This is a genomic window from Kurthia huakuii LAM0618 (genome assembly GCF_000505545.1).
Taxonomy (GTDB): Bacteria; Bacillota; Bacilli; order Bacillales_A; family Planococcaceae; genus Kurthia; species Kurthia huakuii.
On record NZ_AYTB01000008.1, the window covers coordinates 512392 to 538568 of the forward strand.

26 protein-coding genes are annotated in these 26177 nt (G+C 38.6%); 1 reads left to right on the top strand and 25 read right to left on the bottom strand.

Going from position 1 to position 26177, the window contains the following annotated elements; translation table 11 throughout:
- Nucleotides 1-8 precede the first annotated feature (8 nt).
- From V514_RS0106940 to V514_RS0106950, 3 genes are read right to left on the bottom strand one after another with little or no spacing between them, the layout of a single operon-like run.
- Nucleotides 9-1091: an FAD-dependent monooxygenase gene (locus V514_RS0106940; RefSeq protein ID WP_029499202.1), complete on the bottom strand. Its 1083-nt coding sequence runs from the start codon at nucleotides 1089-1091 to the stop codon at nucleotides 9-11.
- A 12-nt stretch (nucleotides 1092-1103) separates the two neighbouring features.
- Nucleotides 1104-2204 carry a bifunctional diaminohydroxyphosphoribosylaminopyrimidine deaminase/5-amino-6-(5-phosphoribosylamino)uracil reductase RibD gene (gene ribD, locus V514_RS0106945; protein WP_029499203.1) on the bottom strand — a complete coding sequence of 367 codons (1101 nt, stop codon included), beginning with the start codon at nucleotides 2202-2204 and terminating at the stop codon, nucleotides 1104-1106.
- Nucleotides 2205-2224: 20 nt separating this feature from the next.
- Complete coding sequence (locus V514_RS0106950; protein ID WP_029499204.1) at nucleotides 2225-2947, bottom strand: GTP cyclohydrolase II; 723 nt, start codon at nucleotides 2945-2947, stop codon at nucleotides 2225-2227.
- Nucleotides 2948-3113: 166 nt separating this feature from the next.
- Here V514_RS0106950 and V514_RS0106955 point away from each other — a divergent pair, with 166 nt between their 5' ends.
- Nucleotides 3114-3512 (top strand): hypothetical protein, encoded by a 399-nt coding sequence (locus tag V514_RS0106955; protein ID WP_235073161.1) that lies wholly within the window; start codon nucleotides 3114-3116, stop codon nucleotides 3510-3512.
- A gap of 41 nt (nucleotides 3513-3553) precedes the next feature.
- Here the strand turns inward: V514_RS0106955 and recO are convergent, their stop codons facing one another.
- From recO to hemW, 22 genes are all read right to left on the bottom strand, one after another.
- Nucleotides 3554-4324, bottom strand: a complete 771-nt coding sequence (recO, locus tag V514_RS0106960; protein ID WP_029499206.1) for a DNA repair protein RecO — start codon at nucleotides 4322-4324, stop codon at nucleotides 3554-3556.
- A gap of 17 nt (nucleotides 4325-4341) precedes the next feature.
- On the bottom strand, nucleotides 4342-5244 hold the full coding sequence (gene era, locus V514_RS0106965) for a GTPase Era (RefSeq protein ID WP_029499207.1): 903 nt from the start codon (nucleotides 5242-5244) through the stop codon (nucleotides 4342-4344).
- Nucleotides 5245-5264: 20 nt separating this feature from the next.
- Entirely contained in the window at nucleotides 5265-5615 is a 351-nt protein-coding gene (locus tag V514_RS0106970; protein ID WP_029499208.1) for a diacylglycerol kinase family protein, read from the bottom strand.
- On the bottom strand, nucleotides 5602-6087 hold the full coding sequence (gene ybeY, locus V514_RS0106975; RefSeq protein ID WP_029499210.1) for an rRNA maturation RNase YbeY: 486 nt from the start codon (nucleotides 6085-6087) through the stop codon (nucleotides 5602-5604). Before ybeY ends, V514_RS0106970 begins: the two co-directional genes overlap by 14 nt.
- 27 nt (nucleotides 6088-6114) lie before the next feature.
- Nucleotides 6115-8241, bottom strand: coding sequence for an HD family phosphohydrolase (locus tag V514_RS0106980; protein ID WP_029499211.1), 2127 nt, complete (start codon nucleotides 8239-8241; stop codon nucleotides 6115-6117).
- A gap of 30 nt (nucleotides 8242-8271) precedes the next feature.
- Nucleotides 8272-9228, bottom strand: a complete 957-nt coding sequence (locus tag V514_RS0106985) for a PhoH family protein (RefSeq protein ID WP_029499213.1) — start codon at nucleotides 9226-9228, stop codon at nucleotides 8272-8274.
- A gap of 125 nt (nucleotides 9229-9353) precedes the next feature.
- On the bottom strand, nucleotides 9354-9833 hold the full coding sequence (locus V514_RS0106990; RefSeq protein WP_029499214.1) for a hypothetical protein: 480 nt from the start codon (nucleotides 9831-9833) through the stop codon (nucleotides 9354-9356).
- A 13-nt stretch (nucleotides 9834-9846) separates the two neighbouring features.
- Nucleotides 9847-10827, bottom strand: a complete 981-nt coding sequence (floA, locus tag V514_RS0106995) for a flotillin-like protein FloA (protein WP_029499216.1) — start codon at nucleotides 10825-10827, stop codon at nucleotides 9847-9849.
- 24 nt (nucleotides 10828-10851) lie between these two features.
- Nucleotides 10852-11550, bottom strand: a complete 699-nt coding sequence (locus tag V514_RS0107000; RefSeq protein WP_029499218.1) for an NfeD family protein — start codon at nucleotides 11548-11550, stop codon at nucleotides 10852-10854.
- 68 nt (nucleotides 11551-11618) lie between these two features.
- Entirely contained in the window at nucleotides 11619-13610 is a 1992-nt protein-coding gene (locus tag V514_RS0107005; protein WP_235073169.1) for an ABC1 kinase family protein, read from the bottom strand.
- A 236-nt stretch (nucleotides 13611-13846) separates the two neighbouring features.
- Entirely contained in the window at nucleotides 13847-14020 is a 174-nt protein-coding gene (gene rpsU / locus V514_RS0107010) for a 30S ribosomal protein S21 (protein ID WP_010287987.1), read from the bottom strand.
- Between the two features lie 143 nt (nucleotides 14021-14163).
- Nucleotides 14164-14832 carry a deoxyribose-phosphate aldolase gene (gene deoC / locus V514_RS0107015; RefSeq protein ID WP_029499220.1) on the bottom strand — a complete coding sequence of 223 codons (669 nt, stop codon included), beginning with the start codon at nucleotides 14830-14832 and terminating at the stop codon, nucleotides 14164-14166.
- Nucleotides 14833-14994: 162 nt separating this feature from the next.
- Nucleotides 14995-15786, bottom strand: a complete 792-nt coding sequence (locus V514_RS0107020) for an N-acetylmuramoyl-L-alanine amidase (protein ID WP_029499221.1) — start codon at nucleotides 15784-15786, stop codon at nucleotides 14995-14997.
- A 176-nt stretch (nucleotides 15787-15962) separates the two neighbouring features.
- Nucleotides 15963-16763: an SDR family NAD(P)-dependent oxidoreductase gene (locus tag V514_RS0107025; protein WP_029499222.1), complete on the bottom strand. Its 801-nt coding sequence runs from the start codon at nucleotides 16761-16763 to the stop codon at nucleotides 15963-15965.
- Between the two features lie 93 nt (nucleotides 16764-16856).
- On the bottom strand, nucleotides 16857-18200 hold the full coding sequence (gene mtaB, locus V514_RS0107030) for a tRNA (N(6)-L-threonylcarbamoyladenosine(37)-C(2))-methylthiotransferase MtaB (RefSeq protein WP_029499223.1): 1344 nt from the start codon (nucleotides 18198-18200) through the stop codon (nucleotides 16857-16859).
- A 21-nt stretch (nucleotides 18201-18221) separates the two neighbouring features.
- Nucleotides 18222-18962 carry a 16S rRNA (uracil(1498)-N(3))-methyltransferase gene (locus tag V514_RS0107035; RefSeq protein WP_029499224.1) on the bottom strand — a complete coding sequence of 247 codons (741 nt, stop codon included), beginning with the start codon at nucleotides 18960-18962 and terminating at the stop codon, nucleotides 18222-18224.
- 4 nt (nucleotides 18963-18966) lie between these two features.
- Nucleotides 18967-19908 carry a 50S ribosomal protein L11 methyltransferase gene (prmA, locus tag V514_RS0107040; protein ID WP_029499225.1) on the bottom strand — a complete coding sequence of 314 codons (942 nt, stop codon included), beginning with the start codon at nucleotides 19906-19908 and terminating at the stop codon, nucleotides 18967-18969.
- A gap of 19 nt (nucleotides 19909-19927) precedes the next feature.
- Nucleotides 19928-21070, bottom strand: coding sequence for a molecular chaperone DnaJ (gene dnaJ / locus V514_RS0107045; protein ID WP_029499226.1), 1143 nt, complete (start codon nucleotides 21068-21070; stop codon nucleotides 19928-19930).
- Nucleotides 21071-21251: 181 nt separating this feature from the next.
- On the bottom strand, nucleotides 21252-23090 hold the full coding sequence (dnaK, locus tag V514_RS0107050) for a molecular chaperone DnaK (protein WP_029499227.1): 1839 nt from the start codon (nucleotides 23088-23090) through the stop codon (nucleotides 21252-21254).
- Nucleotides 23091-23184: 94 nt separating this feature from the next.
- The gene (gene grpE / locus V514_RS0107055) at nucleotides 23185-23769 is read right to left on the bottom strand and encodes a nucleotide exchange factor GrpE (RefSeq protein ID WP_029499228.1); all 585 of its coding nucleotides are present in this window, start codon (nucleotides 23767-23769) and stop codon (nucleotides 23185-23187) included.
- A gap of 26 nt (nucleotides 23770-23795) precedes the next feature.
- Nucleotides 23796-24821, bottom strand: coding sequence for a heat-inducible transcriptional repressor HrcA (hrcA, locus tag V514_RS0107060; RefSeq protein WP_029499230.1), 1026 nt, complete (start codon nucleotides 24819-24821; stop codon nucleotides 23796-23798).
- Nucleotides 24822-24911: 90 nt separating this feature from the next.
- Entirely contained in the window at nucleotides 24912-26057 is a 1146-nt protein-coding gene (gene hemW / locus V514_RS0107065) for a radical SAM family heme chaperone HemW (protein ID WP_029499231.1), read from the bottom strand.
- Nucleotides 26058-26177: the final 120 nt, after the last annotated feature.

Genomic DNA, 26177 nt, shown 5'->3' on the forward strand with positions numbered 1-26177 from the left:
TTCCACTCCTAATGCACCGCTTCAAACTGTTCTACAAAATGTTGTTCTTCACGGATTTGCTCCTGTTGAAGATGATGAATCATCTGGCTACGTGCAGCTTCAAACTGCTGAATAGCAGCATTTGATAATGTCCCATCATGTGCAATAATAGTCGCTAAATAATGCGCATCAACAAGTGCACTATTTAAGCCAAACGCGCCCGTCGGTGTCATCGTATGCGCGGCATCACCAAGTAACATCACACCGTCTCTTCCCCAGTAATCCGCATAAGAACTATGCACATCAAGCAATACAAAGTCTTGCCAAGATGTAATCGTGGCATCAACAACGTCTGTTAGTGCTGGAAATGCCTTTTTTAGTTGGGCAATAAAAGGCTCAAATGGTTGTTTACGCCACATTGGAAAACTTCCCTTATCAATATTCCAGCCAACTTGAATACGCCCCTCAGCTTGCGTAAACAAGGCGAGTTGCTTGCCATCGATTAGTGCCATGCGAATAATCGGTTCCCAGTCTTTTGGTCGCGGAATACGTGCCCATAAAAGGTCATAGCCGTGTTCCCACGTATGATACGGAATATGAGCTTTTTTGCGAACCACTGAATAACGCCCATCTGCACCAACAACGAGCTTACTGTACACGTGAAAACGCTCGTGGTGTGTCTCTGCTACAACGCCAATCACTTGCTTATCATCGGTCAATAAATCTCGCATACGCGTTCCAAGCAACAAATGAAAATTAGGCGCTTGTATAATCGGCTCTAAAATAGCGGCTAATAAAAAGCGTTGTGGCACATGAATACCTAGATGTCCGGTTTCCGCATCTGGAAAAATCGTCTTATAGCACGTGCCATCTTTCCAATTTTCTAGGCGCGTCATCGGCAACATACCACGTCTTTTCACGGCGGCCAATAAATTATGCTGTGCTAATATTGCTTCACCCTGTTCATTAATATGCTCTCCGCGAAATGCTTTTCCAAGCGCTGCGCTGCTTTCGATTAATGTGACATCTAAACCACGTTGCACAAGCAAAGTCGCAAGCAACGCGCCTGCAGGTCCTGCTCCAACGATACAAATATCCGTTGTTTTTTCCACGTTAAAAGCCTCCTAGTGCTTTGGGTAAGCAATAATGCGTAAATCATTACCTACGAAATTCACAGTATCAAACTCAAAATCAATTGCTTCGCTCATCACTTGTACATCTGCGCCACCAACCGGCGTAATGCTATGCGCACCACCTAACACTTTTGGTGCCATATAAATAATTGCTTTTTGTACAAGATTTTGTTGGAAAAACGATGCATGTACGCCCGCACCGCCTTCTACTAAAATATCGGTAATGCCTTCTTTATACAACGCTTCTAATGCTTGCTCTAAATCGACTGAACCATGCGTTGTAGCAACGCGTAAAATGGTTACACCTTTTGCGGCAAGCGCCGTTTCACGTTGCTTTGAAGCGTCTATAGACGTCACAATTATCGTACGCGCATCGTCCGTTTGCACAACATGTGCTGTTAGCGGCGTTTGCAACTGACTATCTAACACGATGCGCACTGGATTTTTTCCTTCTTTCGATACGAGGCGCGTCGTCAATGACGGATTATCTGCTAATACCGTACCAATACCAACAAGAATACCATCCATTTCGTGACGATACTCATGCACATCCTCACGCGCATCATCGCCAGTGACCCATTGTGAGTCGCCGGTCGCCGCCGCAATTTTACCATCCGCTGTCATCGCATATTTTGCGACGATATACGGCCGCGACGTTAACATATTATAAATAAAGCGCTCGTTTAATTTATACGCTTGCGCTTCCAATATGCCAACTTCCACTTCAATGCCCGCATCGCGTAACAATTGAATACCACGTCCTGCAACATCTGGATTCGGGTCCTTCATCGCAATAACCACGCGTTTAACACCGGACTCTTTTACTAAGTTGGCACATGGTGGCGTTTTCCCGAAATGTGAGCAAGGCTCGAGCGTTACATACAATGTCGCATCCTTGGCATGATCGCCGGCCATACGAAATGCATGAACCTCTGCATGCGGCTCTCCGGCTTTGCGATGAAGCCCTGTTCCAACAATGACACCATTGTTAACAAGCACCGCTCCAACCATTGGATTTGGATTTGTGTTCCCTCGTGCACTTGCTGCTAAATCAAGCGCTAGTTGCATATAATATTCATCGTTTTTCAACATTGTTCGTTCCCCCTAAATCGTTAGCGAATATGGCCTGATTTTTTACGCTTTGTTTCTAAATAAAAATGATTCGTATCATTTTCGCCACCCCACAGCGGTACATGTCCATGCGTTGACAAACCATGCGCTTCAAGAGCTGCTAATTTCTTTGGATTGTTCGTAATAAGTGTCACAGGTTTTTGACGTAATGTTTCGAGCACTTTTAACGCTTCTTCATATGAACGCGTATCATCTTCAAATCTTAACGCGTGGTTCGCTTCGACGGTATCAAGACCTTCTTGCTGTAATAAATAAGCCATTGATTTTGAAAATAAGCCGATACCCCGTCCTTCATGATTTGCCAAATAGAAAATAGCACCTACACCATGCGCTACGATCATTTTCATCGATTCATGTAATTGATAACCACAGTCACAACGTTGACTCCCAAAAATATCGCCAGTATGACAAATACTATGCATGCGCACTAATGCATCTTCAGATTGTTCAAAATCTCCGTATACAAGCACAGATGACTGTTGGCCAAATGCTAAATTCATTGTGTTTAAATGGTCAATAACATCTTCTTTCGACCACTCTTTATTAACGGTTGTCCAGCAATACCATTTAAATGTCGCTTCAAACTCTCCTTGTTTGATTGGTAAGTTTACAGGACCTACTAGACAAACCTTTTCTGTCGTATTAAGCGGCACAAAAGTCATTTTTTCTTCAATCATGTGTAAAGTTGTTTGTGTCATTTCCATATGGCGTCGCTCTTTTCGTTTCAGTTTATTTGTTACTTTTCGTAACCTACTATATTGTAGTAAGTTTAAAATGTCAACTATTTCAATCTAAAAATAGTTTCATTCGATTTTTTTTCTAAAAACCTCTATACTGTACTGTATGTAAAAAAGAGAGAGGATGATTGTTGTGGAATCTACTCCACATCATAAAATGTATCGCATTTATGCTCAAGGCACTATTGTTGTCCTTTTTAAAGGTGCCTTAACATCGTCAACTGACTTAGAAGAGGAATTGATTGTTTCAAATGGTACATTCGATATTGAATTGAAAATTAAAAATGCCTCAATCGTATCATCGGTTGCGCCCGATATGCTCAATCTAACAGTTGAAACAATTTTTAGTTACACCGCTAAAGAGCCCTTATCAGCAAAGCAGCTTCATCAAATGCAATTATCCATTTTAAATGGCCAAAATATTATCATCAAACCAAATACATTCCCATATGATACCCCCGTTGTATCAAGTAATATTTTCTGGGATTCGATGAGCTACCGCGAAGTTGAACGTTTAGATGCTTACCGCTAAACGACAAAAAAGAGCCTTCTGATGAGAGAAGGCTCTTTTTCTTATTCCTCTGTTTGATCTTTAAATAGCAACGGCGTACGCTCTAATTGCTCGATAAACTTTTTTGATTTAAAACGCATACCGGTTTGCTCTTCATAAATCGTCGACACAATATTTTTAATAAAACGTTTTGTTTCTTTTTTTAATGTTAATAAGCCTAGTTGTTCAATAGGCATCATATAAAACATACGAATTAATTTTAATTGTGTTGGTGTCAAACGAATAATATATGGGTCTTGCGCGAAACAACGGTGGCATAAAAAGCCGCCGCTTGAAAATGAAAAAGCAAATTCGCCATCTGTTGCCCCGCAAGATGCGCATTGATGCAATGTTGGTTGAACTCCCGTGTACGGCAGCATCTTCCATTCAACAAATAATGAAATCGCCTCTGGGTCGTACCCCTCTTCAATTGCATGTAGCGCTTGTAATAAAATCGTATATGCGTATTCATCAGGCTTACCTTGCTCTGTTAAGCGATCGACTATTTCAACACAATAACTAGCATACGCTGTTGCGACAATATCCGTTTGAATATGGCGCATCGAATCAATTGCTTCACCTTGCTGTAACGTTCCCATACCTCGCCCATGATGCACAATAAAAATGCCATGCATAAATGGCTGACAAATACCTGCAAGTCGGCTAGATGGCTTTTTTGCACCGCGCGCCATGGCTGCTACTTTTCCCGCTTCTCGCGTTAAAATCGTCACAACTTTATTCGATTCCCCGTACGGTTTTGTTTTTAAGACAATGCCTTCCCATTTATTCAGCAATTGCCCCACTTCCCTTATTAGTATTCATCATCACGGTAACCATAATCACGTAATTGTGAAGAACGGTCACGCCAATCTTTTTGAACTTTTACCCATAATTCTAAATACACTTTTGAGCCTAATAAATTTTCAATATCTTTACGTGCACGCGTACCAATTTCTTTTAACATAGCGCCGCGCTTACCGATAATAATCCCTTTTTGTGAATCGCGCTCAACGATAACCGTTGCCATCACATGAACGCGGTCCTCATCTTCCTCACGACGAATCTTTTCGATTTCAACAGCAAGTGAATGTGGTACTTCATCGCGCGTTAAATGTAGTGCTTTTTCACGAATCAATTCCGCAATAATAAAACGTTCTGGGTGATCGGTTACTTGATCGGCTGGATAATATTGAGGACCTTCTGGTAAATATTTTTTAAGTGTTGTTAATAAATTATCGACGTTATTTCCTTGAAGAGCTGAAATTGGCACAATCTCCGCAAAATCAAACTCATCTTTATATTGATCAACAATTTTTAAGATTTCATCTGGATGAATCGTATCAATTTTATTAATAATTAAAAATACTGGCGTTTTCGTACCTTTTAGCATATCGATGACATAACGGTCACCTGAACCTAATTTTTGTTGTGCATTAACCATAAACATAATTGCATCTACTTCACGCAATGCATTTTTTGATACTTTTGACATGAATTCTCCTAGCTTATGCTTCGGTTTATGAATTCCAGGTGTATCAATAAAAATCATTTGCGCATCATCTTCTGTTAAGACGCCTTGCACTTTGTTACGCGTAGTTTGTGGTTTATCTGACATAATCGCAATTTTTTGTCCGATTACGCGATTTAAAAACGTTGATTTTCCAACGTTTGGGCGGCCAATAATTGAGATAAAGCCTGATTTGAACTCTGACATAAAATAAATTCCTCCGTTGTTTAAAACCATTTTGGTAAAAAAATGATGCACGCAATACCGACGCTAGCAACAGCATAGATTAATACCGCACCAGCTGCTATATCTTTAGCAGCTTTGGCAAGTGGATGAATGTCTTGCGTTGCTAAATCGACGACACGCTCAATCGCACTATTCATCATTTCAAGCGCAAGCATACCGGCAATTAATAGTACAATGATGCACCACTCCATTGCTGATAAGCCTGTAAAAAAACTAACAGCTAAAACAACAACAGCCGCGACAACATCGACGCGAAAGTTTTGTTCAGCTGCAGCTTGTTTCATTCCGCTTAGTGCATAGCGAAATGAACGTATAAATTTAGTGACGTTCATTCGTATCGCGTGATAAGCCATATGATTCTAAAATTTCATCTTGTTTACCAAACATGATTTTTTCATCTTCAGGAACCATATGGTCATAACCTAAAACGTGTAGTAAGCCATGTACAGCTAAAAATCCTAGTTCGCGTTCAAATGAATGCCCAAATTCTTCAGCTTGCTCACGCGTACGATCAATTGAAATAATGACATCACCTAAAATACGTGGCATACCTTCTGCAATAATCGCTGTTTCACCTTCACCAAGTTCCTCTAGCGCAAATGAAATAACATCTGTTGGAGCATCTTTATGACGATACTCTTTGTTAATTTCATGAATAGCTTCATTCGTAACAAACGTCACTGATAATTCAGTACCATCTTCTACTTGCTCAATTTTCGCCGCATGTTGTAACAATCCTTCTACAAGTTCCAAATCCTGCGTTGTTATTTTTCCTGTTTCATCTAAAAAATCAATACTTAACATATGTGCCTCCTAAGCAATCCATAAGTCTTATTCGTTTGGCTCTGGATATTCAATACGCGAATGGAATGTTCCATTCAATGTTTCACAGAACACTTGCTCAATTGTATGCAACTCTTGAATTGTTAAATCACATTCATCAAACTGGCCATCCTGCAACTTATCTTGCGCGATAGCATGGACTAAGTTTTTAATCTTCTCTGGTGTAGGTTCTTTCATCGAACGTACCGCAGCCTCTACACTATCAGCTACTGTTATAATAGCAATTTCTTTTGTTTGTGGCTTTGGTCCTGGATAACGATAGTCAGCTTCCTTCACAGTTGAATCTTGTTGCTTCGCCTTATAATAGAAAAATTTTACCGCTGTTGTACCATGATGTTGCCGTGCAATATCAACGATTTCTTTCGGCATTTTATATTTTTCTAAAATACGCACACCATCTTCCGCATGAGCAATAATTATATCGCGAGATTTCTCTGGTGGCAAATGGTCATGCGGATTTAAGCCATTTGTTTGGTTTTCGACGAAAAATCCCGGGCGTTTTGTTTTGCCAATATCATGATAATAACATCCTACACGAGCTAGTAAGCCATTTGCGCCTACCGCTTCACATGCCGCTTCTGCTAAATTAGCAACCATAACACTATGATGATACGTTCCTGGTGCTTCCATTAAAATCTTTTTCAATAATGGATGATTTGGACTTGATAATTCGATCAAGCGTAAGCTCGATAAAATGCCAAATGTCGTTTCAATAAATGGCAACGTACCAATTGTTAATGCTCCTGATAATAGCGCCGATACAAGTGCTGCTACTAAATAAAAGATAAGCTCTTTTCCGGTATATGTCGATTGCGTCATCAATAAATAAAATGCAATAAATAACATGTTAACAATTGCGACACCAAAGCTCGTCTGTAATACTTTCGAACGTTTTTCCATATTGCGTACAAAATAAAGTGAACTCATCCCACTCAAAATCATATACAATGCTACTTCCATTTGCATCACAGTAGAGTAACCTTCTTGGAAAATTAGACCGGCCGATAAACCAAGCATAATCGTTATTAATACAGCAATTCGCTCACCTACGAGCATACGTATAAGCATCGGTGCAAGCGCAGCTGGGAATAAAAAGCCAAGTAAAATATCAAACTCTCGGTCAACAATACCGAGCAATTCCATAAACCCTATGCTCACGATATAAATAATCGATACGATTAATAAATTACGAATTTTATGTTCAACTTTCATCTTTTTCGCATTGTTAAAAATCATATAAAAAAAGATCATTTGAATCATGATTAATAAGCTAAGACCAATATAAGGCTTTAGCGATTGATGCGCCGATAACATTCCCGTTACTTCTAATTGATGATACACATCGCGGTCGATTACTTCGCCTTCTTGCACGATAATTTGCCCTTGTAAAATACGAGTCGGATCAATACTATCACTCGCTTGCTGGCGTTTTTGGTCCGTTGCTTGTTGATCAAGTAATTCATTGGCCACCATCGCACCACGTGCAATACGAATGCTCACATTCATTAGATCTGTCGGAAATGAGTACGTTAAGCGAATAGAATTACCAATCGATTCTCGCTTTTCAGCAACATTGGTTTCGCGTACCGGTTCTTTTAAAACATTCGTTACTTTTTCTGCAACAGAGTCGCGTGCATTTTCTAATTCATTAGTAGACGCAGCTAATAGTACACGTAAATCTTCATCGGTCATTTCAAGATTTAATTCTTTGCTATCCAATGATTTTTTTAATGTTGCAAGTTGTTTTTTTTGTTGTGCCTTTTTAGCCTTCGCAGAATCATTCGTGGCATCGATTTTTTTTGCATCGAGTGCATAATTATAAATAGAGCGTACAACCGATGCCTGGTTTTTCCCGACTTCTTCTGAATATGTATAGACCGGTTCCACGCTATCTGCAGCAGCTTGCCTATCTAGTTTTGTTTGTTCAACATCTTCTACCGTTTTTACCGCACGAATTGTTTCAGGTGAAACTTGAAATAATTTAACGTTATAGTGTTGCCCTTGAATATTGCTCATCATTAAAATGAACTGAACTATTCCAACAACACTCAGCACAGCAATTAATAAAAATCGAAATGGTAATAATCGCTGGAGCCTTTGTATAATCGTTGTCAATCGACTCACCCCTTTCTTACGAGCTATCGACTATTGGTTTGTGTCGTATGCATTAATAATTTTTGCAACGATTGGGTGACGAACGATATCTCCCGCTTCAAGTATTTGGAATGAAATTTCCTTAATTCCTTTTAGCATATGTTCCGCATGTGTCAAACCTGAAGCGACACCATTTGGTAAGTCGATTTGTGTTCTATCGCCTGTAATGACCATTTTTGAGCCAAAACCAAGGCGTGTTAAAAACATTTTCATTTGTGCCTTTGTTGTATTTTGTGCTTCATCTAAGATTACAAAGGCATCATCAAGCGTACGACCACGCATATATGCTAGTGGTGCAATTTCAATCGTGCCACGTTCAATCATTCGCGTAGTTTGATCAAGACCTAACACATCATGTAACGAGTCGTATAATGGACGTAAATAAGGGTCTACCTTTTCTTTTAAATCCCCAGGTAAAAACCCTAATGATTCCCCAGCTTCAACTGCAGGTCGCGTTAAAATAATACGTTTTACATGGCCATTTTTGAGCGCTTGAACGGCCATAACAACAGCTAAATACGTTTTACCGGTACCAGCTGGCCCAATTCCAAATACAAGGTCATGCTTTTGCATTGCTCGAATATATTGACGTTGCCCAATCGTTTTCGCGCGAATGGCACGCCCCTTTGTCGTATGTGCAATTGCTTCATTATATAGCTCTGCAAAATATTCAATTTTCCCTGTTTTTGCTAATTCCAACGCCGACACAACGTCGCGTTGATTGATATTAATGTTCTTACGAATGACCCGTAACAACTGATCAATAAGCGCAGCTGCGAGTTCTTTTTGCGCCTCGTCACCAATAATGTTAATCGTATCCCCTCGCGTAATAATTTGTACCGCAAAAGCTTCTTCGATTAATTTCAAATTAGCATCAGATGTACCTAAAAGCATTACTGCTTCATTCGGGTCTTTTAATGATAGTTGAATAGGTTGTTGTTCAGTCATATTCATTCTCCTCAATCAAGAATTGCCTAGCTTTAACTTTACTGTAGCATTATCACTTCATTGGTGCAAAGTATTCCCATGAAAAAAAGAGAGTACTTCTTACTTCCTAGTACCCTCTTTTTTCGTTATTTACGCTTTGCTTTTGGTGGTGCTAATACTTCGGCCATTAACACCGCGCGTTTCACATCATTTTTAGAATGAAACAGTGGATGTTGTTTGGATGTTACGGGTTTTAGTCGTTCGTTGAGCATTTGATCCATCGATTTCACATGTACTCTTTTTGATGGAGTTTGCTCTAGAGCATGATGTACCGTATGCTCGAATGCATCGATGTGTGCTTTATCGTGCGGTTGTTGCGCTAATTGCTCTGCACGCTTCTTTGCTTGTTGCGCCACTTTTTTTGCTTGCTCTTGGCGTTTTGATAGCGGCTTTGTTTCTTGCTCAATATCATTCATTTTGTCTTTCATTTGTTGCATTAAATCTTCTAAACGATTCGGCTTATCCGCTGTTGTCGGTCGTTTTTTTTTCGATTTTCCCTCACCTTTTTTACCTGAAAAAAAATACCCAATAAGCGAGATAATAATAAAAATAATGAGTCCTTCCATACGCTAGACCCCCTTATTTTTCGTCTTGTTGTGAATCATCCATTTTACTTAATGATGTGCGCATCGATGTGTCTGCTTGGATATTCTGATAATTCATATAATCCATAACACCCATATTCCCTTGTTTAAATGCTTCTGCTAATGCGAGTGGTACTTCTGCTTCTGCTTCGACTACTTTCGCCTTCATTTCTTGAACGCGCGCAATCATTTCCTGCTCGCTTGCAACAGCCATCGCGCGACGTTCTTCTGCTTTTGCCTGTGCAATATTTTTATCTGCCTGTGCTTGTTCAATTTGTAATTCAGCACCAATATTTTTACCAATATCGACATCCGCAATATCAATCGATAAAATTTCGAATGCTGTACCAGAGTCTAAACCTTTCGATAACACAGTTTGTGAAATCATGTCAGGGTTTTCAAGTACTTCCGTGTGATGTTTGGCACTACCAATTGTTGAGACAATCCCTTCACCTACACGCGCGATAATGGTTTCTTCACCTGCACCACCAACTAAACGATCAATATTTGCACGAACTGTAATACGCGCCTTTGCCTTTACTTCAATCCCGTTCATTGCTACACCCGAAATAAATGGTGTTTCAATAACCTTTGGATTTACAGACATTTGAACCGCCTCTAAAACGTCACGTCCTGCTAAATCAATCGCCGCACAACGTTCAAATGTTAAATCAATATTTGCACGATGCGCTGCAATTAATGCATTCACAACACGATCGACATTACCGCCAGCTAAATAGTGACTTTCAAGTTGGTTGATTGTTACTTCAATCCCTGCCTTATGCGCCTTAATTAACGGGTTTACGACGCGCGATGGAATAACTCGGCGCAAACGCATACCAATTAATGTAAAAATACTAACTTTAACACCAGCTGCTAGTGCTGAAATCCATAATGCAACTGGTACAAATGTAAATAATAAAACCAGTACGACAAAAACGACCACGATTGCAATAATTGTTCCGATTGATATCATCTTTTCCCCTTCTTCCTCTATTATTTATTCTTTTGCACGCACAACGATACGCACACCTTCAACTGCAATAATCACAACCTCTGTGTTAGCGCCGATAAATCCTCCCTCGGTCACAACATCAAGTCGCTCCTCTCCATACATCGCCGTACCTGATGGTCGCAACGGTGTAGAAGTGATTGCAACTTTCCCTAAAAGTTCCGTACGGTTGACATTCGACACATAGCCCTTTTCCGTATCAGTCGCATCGGATAAAACCATCTTGTTAAAGACATTGAGTTTTTTACCGAAAAATTTCATCATAATCACCATTCCTACTACTGCGACGATAAGTGCAGTTAAAATTGAATACAGCATATACGGCGCATACGGTGCAATCGACATTAAACTCATAATAATGAGTGCAAAACCTATACTGCCGACAATCCCTCCAGGTACAATAAGCTCGAAAGCTAATAAAAACAGCCCGAGAATCAACATCATTACTGCAAGCGCTGTCAAACTTCCTTCTACATAAAAAATACCGTAAACAAAGCCAATTGCTAATAGGTGCACGATAATCGGTGCGATGCCACTTGCTGAGAACAGTGATAACACGAGACTAAGGCTAGCAATGCACAAAATAACAGTAATAATAAGTGGGTGCGCGAGTGACCATGTTGCAGCCGACTCAGGTGTACATCCGCTAAGCAATAGCACACTTCCGACTAAGGCCAATTGTTTCACTTTTTATCACCCTTTCGTTGCTGTGCTTACTTTATCTACGGATTTATGCAAGAAAAGTTTCAAAATATTTAAATTCTTTTAGAATAGCGAAGGGCCTGTACAGACAAACGCACAAGAATAACGGAACTTAAAAATAACCCAACAAATGCAGCAGTGTTTAAATACACCGCATACATCCCATTAATAAACTGGGCAATTGCGAGTAACGCTACCGAAATAAAACCAAATGTGACAGCGACGGTTAATAAAATTAACAGCGATAGCCAATGCGAGATAAATGTCGCATTTTTCGCGTCGGCAAAAATATTTGCCTTAACCGTCATTTCACCACGTTCAAAATTTTGCACGATTTGATCTACACGACGTGGTATATCACGCAATTGAGGCATTAATAAAATCATTTCTTGTACCGCTGTTGTTTTGAGTTCATCAAATGTCACAGCTTGTGCTAAGTCTTCTTTATTTTCAATTGAAAAGCGCTTCGCTTCATTAAAGATATCATACTGCGGATTGACTGAACTCAGCGTACCATCTATCGTAATCAATGCGCGTAACGCCATACTAACCATAGGATATAACTTTAACTCGTGACTCTTCATAATATCAAATAAGCGCTGTACTAATGTTTCGGTCGAAATTTTATCCATATATTGAATGCTAATGAGTAATTGACTTAAATCTTGTTCTAAGCTTGCACGGTTTTTTAAATTACCATCTGTCACTAAATTTTCAAGACCTTGCGCCATAATTTTCACATCATTACGTGCAATACCTATTAATAGCGTACGGAGCCCTCGATTTTGTAGCGGTCCAATACGTCCTGCCGCACCAAAGTCCAAAAATACCGGTTCCCCAGTATCCTCCATAACATACACATTTCCCGGATGTGGGTCTGCATGAAACACACCCGCAACAAGCAATTGTTCTAGGAATGCTCCATATAGTTCACTCAGTACTTGCTGTTGCTCTATACCACGTTGTTTCAGTAATGGTGCTGATTTTGTAATCGGCACACCTTTCATATATTCCATCACTAAAATTTTACGATTTGATAGCTCTGGATATACTTTTGGAATACGCACCTTATGACCTGAGTTTTTTAACGCATTCGTAATTTGTTCCATGTTACGACGTTCAATATCAAAATTAATTTCTTCGCGTAAGCCATTCGCAAAACCTGTTGCTAATTGATAAAACCCTAAATTTTCTGCCCAAGTTGACTCTTCTTCCAACCACATTGCAAAGTGCAACAGAATGTCCAAATCTTTATTCATAATGCGTGTCACATCCGAACGCAACACTTTCACAACAACTTCTTCATTTGTCTCTCGCAACTGTGCGCGGTGCACTTGACCAATCGACCCTGCTGCAAATGGCTGTTCAGCAAAATATTTAAAATAAACGCTTGGGTCCTCGCCGAACTCGCGGCGAATAATTTGTTGCACTTCATCCGTCGGCATCGGTCGAACATTTTGCTGTAATTTTGAAAATTCTTCAATAAAAACCGGTGGTAAAATATCTTTTCTCGTTGATAATACTTGCCCAAATTTAATAAAAATGCCGCCCGTTTCTTCCAAAATATTGCGTAATACAACCGCGATATAACGATCATTTTCATAAGAGCGTTTATACTGTAGTGCTTTCCCTATCCCTTGTTTAAAGGCAATGCGAAACACTTGTGCAAGACGGCGCTTACGATAATAATTGCTACGAATTTTTAATAAGGCATTTTCTTGATTTGCTTGAAAATCACTTTCTTGCTTCGGGTCAAACAACTCAAAAATCAAATAAAAGAGCATGGCAATCAAGAGCATGCTACCGAACCAAACGAGTGTACCAATATTCGACACTTGCTGAAGCACATCTTGATTCAAATAATTTGTATGACGAAAATAAGAATACCAAAAAACAAATGTTGTAAGCACAACACTTAAAACTGCTGATAAAACTAGTTTTATCATATTCAATTTTGTCCCCATCAAACGCCCACTTAAAAAATAAATAAAGACACCCATCACAACAAGTTGTAAAATTAGAATAATGATATTCAAACATAGCACCTCCTTCTCTACTCTTTAAGCATACAATCCTTTCCAAAAAAAGTCGCATATCTTGCTAAAAAAATAACAAGAGACTAGTCAAAAGCTAGTCTCTTCCCATTCAACACTATATCTACATCACATATTTATCAAACAAAAAAGACCTGAAGAATAAATCTTCAGGTCTCATTCATTTGCAATTTGTTAAATCATGATAGTGCGTGTTTATGAACGTAGGGATTGTCTAGGAATGGAAATTACCACTTACGTTTACGAGCAGCTTCTGATTTCTTTTTGCGTTTTACGCTAGGTTTTTCATAAAATTCGCGTTTTCTTACCTCTTGAATAGTACCGCTTTTAGAAACAGTACGTTTGAAGCGACGAAGAGCATCTTCAAGCGATTCGTTTTTTCTAACGACAGTTTTTGTCATCTCTTTTCCCTCCCTCCGAACACACATCAACACAACATGATACTGTTATATGTTCATATCGTTGTGTACTAAAAAATTATAACAGATAATATTTATGCGGTCAATAGATATTGAAAAATTTTAGTCGAATAATAATTTTCTTATTAGTAGTCTGATTCTGCAGCTAAACCTTGCATAATTTTCACACCAGAGCTTGCGCCAATACGCGTTGCACCTGCCTCGATCATCGCCTTTAAATCCTCTAACGAACGAACACCACCTGATGCTTTTACACCAAGGTCTGGCCCTACTGTGCTACGCATTAATGCGACATCTGTTGGCGTTGCACCGCCCGTAGAAAATCCTGTTGACGTTTTCACATAATCAACACCTGCTTCTACTGCTAATTCACAAGCTTTTACTTTTTCAGCATCTGTTAATAAACATGTTTCAATAATAACTTTTACAAGCGTACCATTCGCTGCTTCTACAACCGCTTTCATATCATGTAACACCGCTTCGTACTCAGCACCTTTTAATGCACCAATGTTTAATACCATATCGATTTCGCCAGCACCTTTAGCAATCGCATCTTTTGTTTCAAATGCTTTTACTTCAGATGTACTTGCTCCTAATGGGAAGCCGATTACCGTACATACTTTTGAAACAGCACCCGCTAATTCGCTCGCAGCTGTTTCAATCCATGTAGGATTTACACAAACAGAAGCAAAATCATATTGTTTTGCTTCTGCGCATAAAGCGATAATTTGCTCTTTTGTTGCTTCTGGTTTTAATAATGTATGATCAATATATGATGCATAATTTTCAGTCATGAAAAACTCTCCTTTAATTTAAGTTGTCCGTACCTCTCATTAGGATAGCATGATGGGACATAAATAGAAAGTATTTCTAAAATAATGCCCCGTAGAATCGACTTAAAACACATGAATGGTAACAAAAAAAAGAATTGCATGACGATGCAATTCCTTTTCAGCTTATTTAGCTATCGGAATGCCATTAGACACCCACTTAGCAAGTTCATGGATATAACGATCATTCGCTAATTTTTTATCATCATTCACATTTGTTAAAAACCCTAGTTGCAATGAAATAACGGGCATTGTTGTGAAATTAAACAATGCTAAATCGTCGCGATAAAAATGACCGTCAGAAAAAATTTTATCTTCTTTGGCTACAGCACGCAAAATACGCTCTGCCTGTTTTTTGCTCGTATGATAGCGTTTTTTTGATACAGCTTCTTTCGTTGGACTCATAACATAAAATCCTCGCTGATAATTTTTGCCTCCATCAGCATGCAGTGAAATAACTAATGCTGCGTGTTGTTTATTAGCAAATGTTGCACGCTGTCTATTTGAGAGATCCACATCATGCTTTGTGCGCGTTAAAACTACTTTATAGCCCTTCTTTTCAAGTTGGTGGCGCAGTTCTTTTGCAAACATCATCGTCACGCGATATTCTTTTTGATGCGTTAAAACCCCACTAGCACTTGCTAGTTGCTTAGCACTACGCTCTGTAGATTTAGATGACACACGCTCCATCGATAAATTTTTAACTTCCTGATGACTCGGGTCTAACACAATGACGGGCTTCACTTTTTTCTTTGGTGTTTTTGTTGCCTTTTTCTTAGGTTCTTCTTTTACAACAGGTATTTTTTGTGGCTTTGGTGCCGGTTGTATCACAATAGGTTCTTGTTTTGGTTGCTCGTTAATAGATACACCGTTTTCGAGTGCGGCCAGCGAGTTGCTTAAAGCTGGACGTTGTAACACACTGATAAGCACCGGTATAATAATAGCGATTATGATAAGAGTGATTCGCAGTTTTTGCACAGCTGTCACCTACCTTCTATGTTAAATTATACCTTATTTCTCATCAAAAGAGCGTGTAGACAACGCAAACTAAAAACAGGAATTGCAGTTAGACAATTCCTGTTTACTATAAACTATTACGCTTGTTGTGTAAAATCATTTAAATCTGAAATCGTTGGGTTAGCCATATAATGACCGCCTTCTATTTCCAACGTTTGACCCGTCATAAATTTCGATTCATCTGATGCTAAGTAAACAACCGCATAACCGATATCCTCAGCTTCTCCATTGTATGGTAACGCATTGTATTTTGTAAAAATATCTAACATTTTTTGTGGTAGATTATTTTTTGCTGCTGGCGTCATAATTAATCCTGGTGCTACCGCGTTACAACGAATATAATCTTTCCCGTACTGCGTTGCAATATATTTTGTTAATTGAACAACGCCGGCTTTCGAAGCACCATATGCTGAGCGAATTTGATCTGATGCAAACGCAGCCATAGATGCCGTATTAATAATTGAACCGCCACCTGCTTTTTGCATATAAGGAATAGCGTAACGCGCACCTAATAACACAGAATTTAAATTAATATTCATAACGCGATGCCATTCATCTAAATCAATATTCACAACATCCAAATCTTTTTGTGGATTTGTTACACCTACGTTATTATACAGTACGTTTAATTGGCCGTATGTGTCGACCGTGAATTCAATAGCTTCTTTAATTGATTGTTCCTCTGCTGCATTTAAAAAGACCGCAGTCGCTTCAAATCCCTGCTCTACTAACTGTGCAGCTATTTCTTTTGCGCCATCAATATTATAATCAGCTAATACAACCTTTGCTCCTTCTTGTGCTAATAATTGTGCTGATGCTAAACCAATACCTGATGCGGCGCCTGTTACTAATGCTACTTTACTTTCTACGCGACCCATTGACACAACCTCCTCTTATTTTCAATAATATTTTAACATTAAAGTATTATTCAGCAAAATAAAAAGCCTCTCGAAAAATCGAGAAGCTTTTCGTTATAGTTCAGCAGGCTCATCGTCCATCACACGTACAAATTGCCCTGTAGAAATCGGGTAACCTGATTGCGTTACTTTTACTTTCACAATTTGCCCAATCATATCTGGAGTACCTTCAAAAGCTACTTTCATATAATTAGCTGTATGCCCTAAAAGCATACCTGCATGTTCTTCGCCATCTTTAACAATTTCTTCTGGAATAACTTCCAACACATCATATTCAAAACGACTAGCATATTGTTTCGCAAGTTGATCATTTAATGATAATAAGCGATGTACACGGTCATTTTTAACTGCTTCATCTACTTGATCTTCCATGCGTGCTGCCGGTGTACCTGTACGTTTTGAGAACGGGAAGACATGTAGTTCCGCAAATTCATAATCACGAATAAAGTTATATGTCTCCATAAACTCTTCTTCGGTTTCACCTGGGAAGCCTACAATAACATCTGATGTAATTGCTAAATCTGGCAATACTTCTTTCAATTGTTGTAAACGATTGCCGAAAAATTCCATCGTATACTTACGGCGCATACGTTTTAGCACTGTATCCGAACCCGCTTGAATTGGAATATGCAAATGGTTAACGATAATTTTTGAATTGCGTAATACATCCATTACTTCATCGGTAATTTGAGAAGCCTCAATCGATGAAATACGCAGACGTTTTAGCCCTTTAACATTCGTTTCAAGGTCACGAAGTAACATCGCCAAATTATAATCTTTTAAATCTTGGCCATATCCACCTGTGTGAATTCCTGTTAAAACAATTTCTTTATATCCTGCATCTACAAGTTGTTGTGCTTGCTTCACAACTTGTTCAGGATCTCGTGAACGCATTAAGCCACGCGCCCAAGGAATAATACAAAATGTACAGAAATTATTACAGCCTTCTTGGATTTTTAATGAAGCACGCGTACGGTCTGTAAAGTATGGTACATCTAACTCTTCATAAACACGATTTTTCATAATATTACGTACCGCATTGATTGGTTGACGTTCTTCTTTATAATCTTCAATTAACCCTAATAATTTTTGACGATCCTGTGTACCAACAACAATATCGACACCTGGAATCGCCATAATTTCTGCTGGCGATGTTTGTGCATAACAACCTGTTACACAAATAACGGCATCTGGATTTTTACGAACAGCTCGACGAATGACTTGACGACTTTTTTTATCGCCACTATTTGTTACTGTACATGTATTAATGACATATACATCCGATTGATGATCAAAATCTGTACGTTCATAACCATCCTCTTTAAATAATTGCCAAATTGCTTCTGTTTCGTAATGATTTACTTTACAACCTAATGTGTGAAAAGCCACTTTAGACAAGGCTTCGACACCTCTTTCTTATCATTCAAATTCATATGAAATCGCAGATAACATATAAAGCGGAGCTGTTTCTGCGCGCAAAATTCTTGGTCCTAGTGAAGTAGTAATAACGCCCGCTTCACGAAGTTTTTCAGTCTCATTACGAGCAATACCGCCTTCTGGTCCAAAAATAACTAACATCGACTTACAATCATAAACCTTTTTCAGCTTATCGACAAGTCGCGTACGTTCTTCTGCTTTTGCATCTTCTTCATCCGCTACAAATACAACATCATAATTTGCACATGATTTGACAAGTTGTGCAAAAGAAATTGCCGGCAATACGTTCGGGATATGCGTCCGATGTGATTGTTCTGCTGCTTCTTTTGCGATTTTTTGCAAACGTTCTATTTTTTTCGTCCCTTTTTTTTCGTCCCATTTCACAATTGAACGGGCTGCTTCAAATGGTTGCATTGCATACATACCTAGCTCTGTCCCTTTTTGGACAATCAAATCTAATTTATCACCTTTTGGCAATCCACAAGCAATTGTTACATGAATAGGTAACTCCGGAGAAGAAATTGTACGACCGGTTTGGCGAACGATAACCGCTTGTTCATCAAAACTTGCAATCGTACAAATATGGGCAATTTCTTCACATTCAACAATAATGATTTCGTCACCTTCGCGCATACGCATAACTTTTGTTATATGGCGTGCATCATTACCCTTTATCGAGACAACATCCTCTTTAAATCGTTGTTCTGTAAAATATCGTTGCATCGCGCTACTCCGGTTTACGTGACACAATCGTTACCCAGTCTTCCATCATCATAACTTCATCGATGATAAATCCTGCATTTGTAAGTGATTGCTTCACATCTTCTTTTTTTGTTTCAATAATACCTGATGTAATAAATAAACCACCTGGTTTTACAACTGTGTACGCGTCATCCGTAAATGTCATAATAATTTCTGCTAAAATATTTGCCACAACAATATCTGCTGGTTCTTTAACTGTATCAAGTAAATCACCTTCAACAACATCAATCGTACCACCGATTTTATTTAAGGCGATATTTTCTTTTGCAGAACGCACTGCTATTGGGTCTAAATCAAGCGCATGAACATGGTTTGCTCCAAGCATGGATGCACCAATTGCTAAAACACCAGATCCTGTACCAACATCGGTTACATACATGCCTTGTTGAACATGCTTTTCTAATGCTTGCAAGCTCATAACCGTCGTTGGATGTGTACCTGTACCAAATGCCATGCCAGGATCTAACTCAATCATCAACTCATCGCTTTCTACAGGCTCATAGTTTTCCCATGTTGGCACAATTGTAAAGCGATTTGAAATCTTAACAGGATGATAATATTGTTTCCACGCAGTTGACCAATCTTCTTCATCAACTTCAGATAACGATACTTCGTTCGCACCAAGATTGATATTAAATTTTTTAAGGTTATTGATTGCAAGTTTGATTTCTTTAACGTTTTCAGCTAAAAAGCTCGATACCGGTAAATAAGCTTTTACGATGACCCCTTCTTGCGGGAAATCTTCGCGATCTAATGCATAAATTTCTCCATATTGTTGGTCACGTTGTCGCTCAAAATCTTGTGAGTCTTCAATAACGACGCCACTAGCGCCGGCCTCATGTAAAATATTCGAAATTGCGTCTACCGCTTCTTCCGTTGTGTGAATGGATAGTTCTGACCATTTCACTTGCAATCAACTCCTAAATTTAGTCTTTTAAATCATTAATTTTACGTTTAATTTTATCAAATAATGAGCTACCTTGTTCTTCTGGAATATCACCAGAAATTTCCGCAAACTCACGTAATAATTCTTTTTGTTTTGCATTTAATTTTTTCGGTGTTACAACTTTGACAATGACGTGCTGATCCCCTTGACCATAACCTTGTACATTTTTAACACCTTTGCCGCGTAGACGGAAACGATCTCCGCCTTGCGTACCAGCAGGGATTTTCATTTTTACTTTACCATGTACAGTTGGTACTTCAATATCATCGCCAAGTGCAGCTTGTGCAAATGTAATCGGTAATTCGTAGTAAATATCGTCGTTATCACGCTCAAATTTATCGCTTTGACGAACACGCACAGTGACATATAAATCGCCATAAGGGCCACCATTTAATCCGGCTTCTCCTTTACCACTGACACGAATTGTTTGTCCATGGTCAATCCCTTCTGGAATCGATACTTTGATTTTTGTACGTTTTTTCATTTTCCCTGCACCATGGCAAGTTTCACATTTCTCTTTAATGATTGAACCTATCCCGCCACACACTTGACATGCACGGCGGTTCGTCATTTGACCAAATGGTGTATTAACTGTCTCATTCACTTGACCTGTACCATGACAGTTTGAACATGTATCTTTTGTAGTCCCTGGTTTCGCACCTGCGCCATGACATGTTTCACATGTTTCATCGCGTACAAGTTCAATTTCTTTTTCTACACCAAATACAGCTTCTTCAAATGATAGAATAATTGAATGTTCAATATCTGCGCCCTTACGTGGTGCATTCGGATCACGACGGCGACTGCCGCCTCCACCACCAAAGAATGAACTAAAGATATCTTCGAAGCCACCGAAGTCTCCTCCGCCGCCAAAGCCGCCGAAACCTCCGCCAAATCCTTGTTGTGCACCTGCATGACCAAATTGATCATATTGAGCACGTTTCTGATCATCGCTTAGCACTTCATATGCTTCTGCAATTTCTTTGAATTTTTCATCTGCACCTGGTTCTTTATTAATGTCCGGGTGATATTGTTTTGATAATTTACGGTATGCCTTTTTAATCTCTGCTTGTGTCGCTGTTTTTTCGACACCTAGCACTTCATAATAATCACGTTTTTCCATTTTTACTAGTCAACTCCCGCTCTATTCGCATAGCTATTATTGTATCATGTTTTTTCAGGTTTCGATATATTGAAAAGAGCCAAAGCCCGGATACGGTCTTTGGCTCTTTATATACGATGGACTTTTACTAAAAGGCTATTTAGTTGTCGATCGTGTGATGTGCCAGTTGGGCTTCATCGCATTATTTTTTATCGTCATCTACTTCAGTGAAATCAGCATCTACAACGCCATCATCTTTTTTAGATGCTGCGTCATCGCCTGCTTCACCTTGCTCTGCTTGTTGCGCAGCTGCAGCTTGTTCGTAAACTTTCATTACTAATGGTTGTAATAAACCTTCTAGTTTTTCTTTTGCAGCTTTAATGACTTCTAGTTCACCTGCTTCAATTGCTTTTGCTAGCTCATCTTTTGCTTCTAAAACTGGTCTTTTCTCATCTGCTGTCACTTGTTCGCCAAGGTCAGCTAATGTTTTGTCTGTTTGGAATACTAATTGATCTGCTTCATTCTTAAGATCTGCTTCTTCTTTACGTTTTTTATCAGCATCTGCATTTGCTTCCGCTTCTTGAACCATACGCTCGATATCATCTTCAGAAAGGCCTGAATCTGATTGGATTGTAATATTTTGTTGTTTTTGTGTACCAAGATCTTTCGCAGTAACACTTACGATACCATTTTTATCAATGTCAAATGTAACTTCGATTTGTGGAATACCACGTGGTGCTGCTGGAATATCTGTTAATTGGAAACGACCTAATGTTTTATTGTCAGCAGCCATTGAACGTTCACCTTGTAATACGTGAATATCTACTGCAGGTTGATTATCTGCCGCTGTTGAGAATACTTGAGATTTAGATGTTGGGATTGTTGTATTACGATCGATTAATTTTGTGAATACGCCACCCATTGTTTCGATACCTAAAGAAAGTGGAGTTACATCAAGTAATACGACATCTTTTACATCACCTGTAAGAACGCCACCTTGTACTGCAGCACCTAATGCTACAACTTCATCAGGATTTACACCTTTATGAGGTTCTTTGCCTGTTGCTTTTTCTACAGCTTCTTGTACTGCAGGAATACGTGTAGAACCACCAACTAAAATAACTTGGTCTACTTCTGATGCTGAAAGACCAGCATCTTTAAGTGCTTGGCGAGTTGGAATCATTGTACGCTCTACTAAATTAGCAGTTAATTCGTTGAATTTAGCGCGAGATAATGATACTTCTAAGTGTAAAGGACCTTCTGCACCAGCAGTAATGAATGGTAGAGAAATTTGAGCTGTTGTAACACCTGAAAGTTCTTTTTTAGCTTTTTCAGCAGCATCTTTTAAACGTTGTAATGCCATTTTATCTTTAGCAAGATCAATACCATTTTCTTTTTTGAATTCTGCTACTAAGTAATCGATAACTTCTTGGTCAAAGTCATCGCCACCAAGACGGTTGTCACCAGCAGTTGCTAGTACTTCGAAGACACCATCACCTAATTCAAGGATTGATACGTCAAATGTACCGCCACCAAGGTCAAATACTAATACTTTTTGATCAACATCTTGTTTTTCTAAACCATAAGCAAGTGCTGCTGCTGTTGGTTCGTTGATAATACGCTCTACTTCAAGACCAGCAATTTTACCAGCATCTTTTGTTGCTTGACGTTCTGCATCGTTGAAGTAAGCAGGAACAGTAATAACCGCTTTTGTCACTTTTTCGCCTAAGTAATCTTCAGCATACTCTTTTAAGTGTGTAAGAATCATTGCTGATACTTCTTGTGGTGTATATTCTTTATCTTCCACTTGTACTTTGTAATCTGTACCCATGTGGCGTTTAATTGAGCTGATTGTATTAGGGTTTGTAATTGATTGACGTTTTGCTACTTCCCCAACTTGACGTTCGCCATTTTTAAAAGCAACAACTGAAGGAGTTGTACGTGCGCCTTCTTTGTTAGCGATTACGATTGGTTCTCCGCCTTCTAATACTGCTACACATGAGTTTGTTGTACCTAAGTCAATACCAATAATTTTAGACATATTGAATTTTCCTCCTATATTTAAGCGCCTTTTTAGACGTTTGTTCCATTCTATTCTATTTACTTATTACGTTTTTGCCTGAATTTAGTTTCAATTATTCGTTAACTTTTACCATTGCTGGGCGTAAAACGCGATCTTTTAATTGATAACCACGTTGAAGCTCTTGAAGTACGATGCCAGATTGTTGTTCTGGATCTGATTCTTGCATCACTGCTTGGTGTACATTTGGATCAAATGGTGCACCCTCTGTTGCGATGATAGTTAAACCTTCTTTTTCTGTTGCTTCAACAAGTGCACGATAAACCATATCAATACCTTTTTTCATATTTTGTGCTTCTTCAGTAGTTGCTTCTACCGATAAAGCACGCTCGAAATTATCAAGTACTGATAATAAATCTGTTAATAAAGATTGGGCACGATATTTAGCTTGTGCTTCGCGATCAAGTTGACTACGACGTTTTAAGTTATCAAAATCAGCACGAAGACGTAAATAACGTTCTTCCTCTGTTGCAAGTTTTGCCTCTAACTCTTCAATAGGGTCTACTGCCGTTACTTCCTCAGCTGCTTCTTCAATAGCTTCTGTAACAACTTCAGCTTCTTCCGTTGTTTCCACTACTTCTTCTACAGCTTCTGTTTCTTCGATTGCTTGTTCTTGGTTTTCTTTCTTTTCATCAGTCACTGGTCATCCTCCTTCAAGATGTCATCTTAGCGATTGTTTGTTAGCAGTCGGCTTAAATCGCCACTCATAAAGTCGAGCAACGTCACGACACGCTTGTAGTCCATCCGTTTTGGGCCAATAATTGCAATTGAGCCGTGTTGATCATCTCCAACATCGAACGATGCGGTAATAATACTACAATCTTCCATTGCTAATAAATTATTTTCCGAGCCAATTCGAACTTGCACGCCTTGTTGATTGCCTGCTTGGAAAAGCATTTGCACTTGTGGTGTTTTTTCCATAATGTCGAGCAACATACGCACTTTATTAATATCATGAAATTCTGGTTGATTTAACATATTTGTCTTACCACCATAATAAATGCGCCCTTCATCTTGTGCCGAAATACGGTTAAATAAACTAGACACAAAATCACTGTACGCGCCAACATGCTCTCTAATCAACTGTGCAATTTCCCCATCAATACGAAGAGGAATCTCAACAAGAGGCTTGCCAACTAAGCGGTCATTTAAAATATTCACGATTTTTTCAATACGGCGCATGTCGAAATCTTCTGGTAGTGTAAACACACGATTTTCAACATGTCCACTATCGGTCACAATAATTGCTACAGCCTGCGTCGCCGATAAAGGCACAATTTGAAATCGTTTCACTTTATGCATATGCACATCGGGACCTAAAATAACAGACGTATATGTCGTTAAATCAGATAAAATATTAGCGGATTCACGAATCACTTGCTCTGTTTCCATTAACTGATCAGCATATACTGATCGAATGGTCGCAATTTCTTGGTTCGTAATTATTTGAGGTTTTAACAAATGATCCACGTAAAATCTATATCCTTTTTCCGATGGCACACGCCCCGATGAAGTATGTGTCTTCTCTAAAAAACCTAAGTCTTCTAAATCCGCCATCTCATTACGTATCGTAGCAGAGCTAAACGACACATTGTCTTTTTTCGCAATTTGACGTGAACCGACCGGTTGTCCAGAAGAGATAAAATCGTCAACGATTACTTGTAACACTTGTAGTTGTCGATCTGTTAACATGATCATCACCTCTTTTTAGCACTCGTTCTTAGTGAGTGCTAACACTATATTTAATATAACGAATGTTACTTTTTATGTCAACGTATAAGCTTATGATTCTAATAAAAATTGTTGAAAAACTTCATTGCCTACAAAACGACCATTGTAACTTAGTTTCAAGACATCTTCTGTATTATCAATCAAGCCTTCTGTTTCCAACTTGGCAATATGTTCTGCAAACAATTGTTCCATAGGTACATCAAATTTTTCAATAAACTGTTGTTTTGATACCCCCGCTGTTTTGCGTAAGCCTAAAAACATTTCTTCTTCAATACGTTCTTTTTTTGTTACCTCATGTGTATCCAATAAAGGAAGTGTTCCATTTTCGACCGCTTCAATATATTTTCTTAATGGGCCAATATTTTGATAGCGTACATTATTTAAATAGCCGCTTGCTCCCGCACCAAATCCAGCGTATTCATCATTTTCCCAATAAATACAATTATGTGTTGATTCAAAGCCTTTTTTTGCAAAATTACTAATTTCATATTGCGTTAAACCATGCGCTTCCATTTGTTGCATGAGCATATCATACATTTTGGCTTCTAAATCTTCACCCGGTAAACTTAACTTTCCTTTGTTCATTAAATTATAAAAAATTGTTTTCGGTTCAACAATTAATGAATATGCAGAAAAATGTGGTAAGCCTAATGAAAAAGCAATATCTAATGTTTCTTGCCATTGTTCAAGTGTTTGACCTGGCAAGCCATACATTAAATCAATACTAATATTACTGAAACCAATTTCCTTTGCATCACGTAACGTCTTAAAAACGTGCTCATTTGAATGGGTACGACCTAATTTTTTTAAAATTTCTTGATTGAATGATTGAACACCTAAACTCAATCGATTAATTCCATATTTTTTTAACACCATTAATTTTTCATGCGTCAATTCATCTGGATTTGCCTCCGACGAGAATTCCATCACCTGTTCTAATGGAATATATAAATGAATTAATTCCATCAAACGTGTTAACTGCTCAACAGATAGCGATGTCGGCGTACCACCACCTAGAAAAATTGTTTCGATATGCGTAAAAGTTTGTGGATTATTTTCAACAGTCATGCGCATCTCTTGTCCAAGTGCTTCAATATATTCATCTACTGGCTGATTTTTAAAAAATACTTTATTAAAATCACAATAGTTACAAATTTGATGACAAAAAGGAATGTGTATATAAACGCCCCTAGCCATGTGTAGATCCCTACTTTCTTTCTCGTTAAAGTTCTGTTTAAGTGTACAGCATTTCGAAGTAAAACTATACTATACAGCTTTTCACATTCATAAAAAAAGAAGTCGCCTATTTTTAACTAG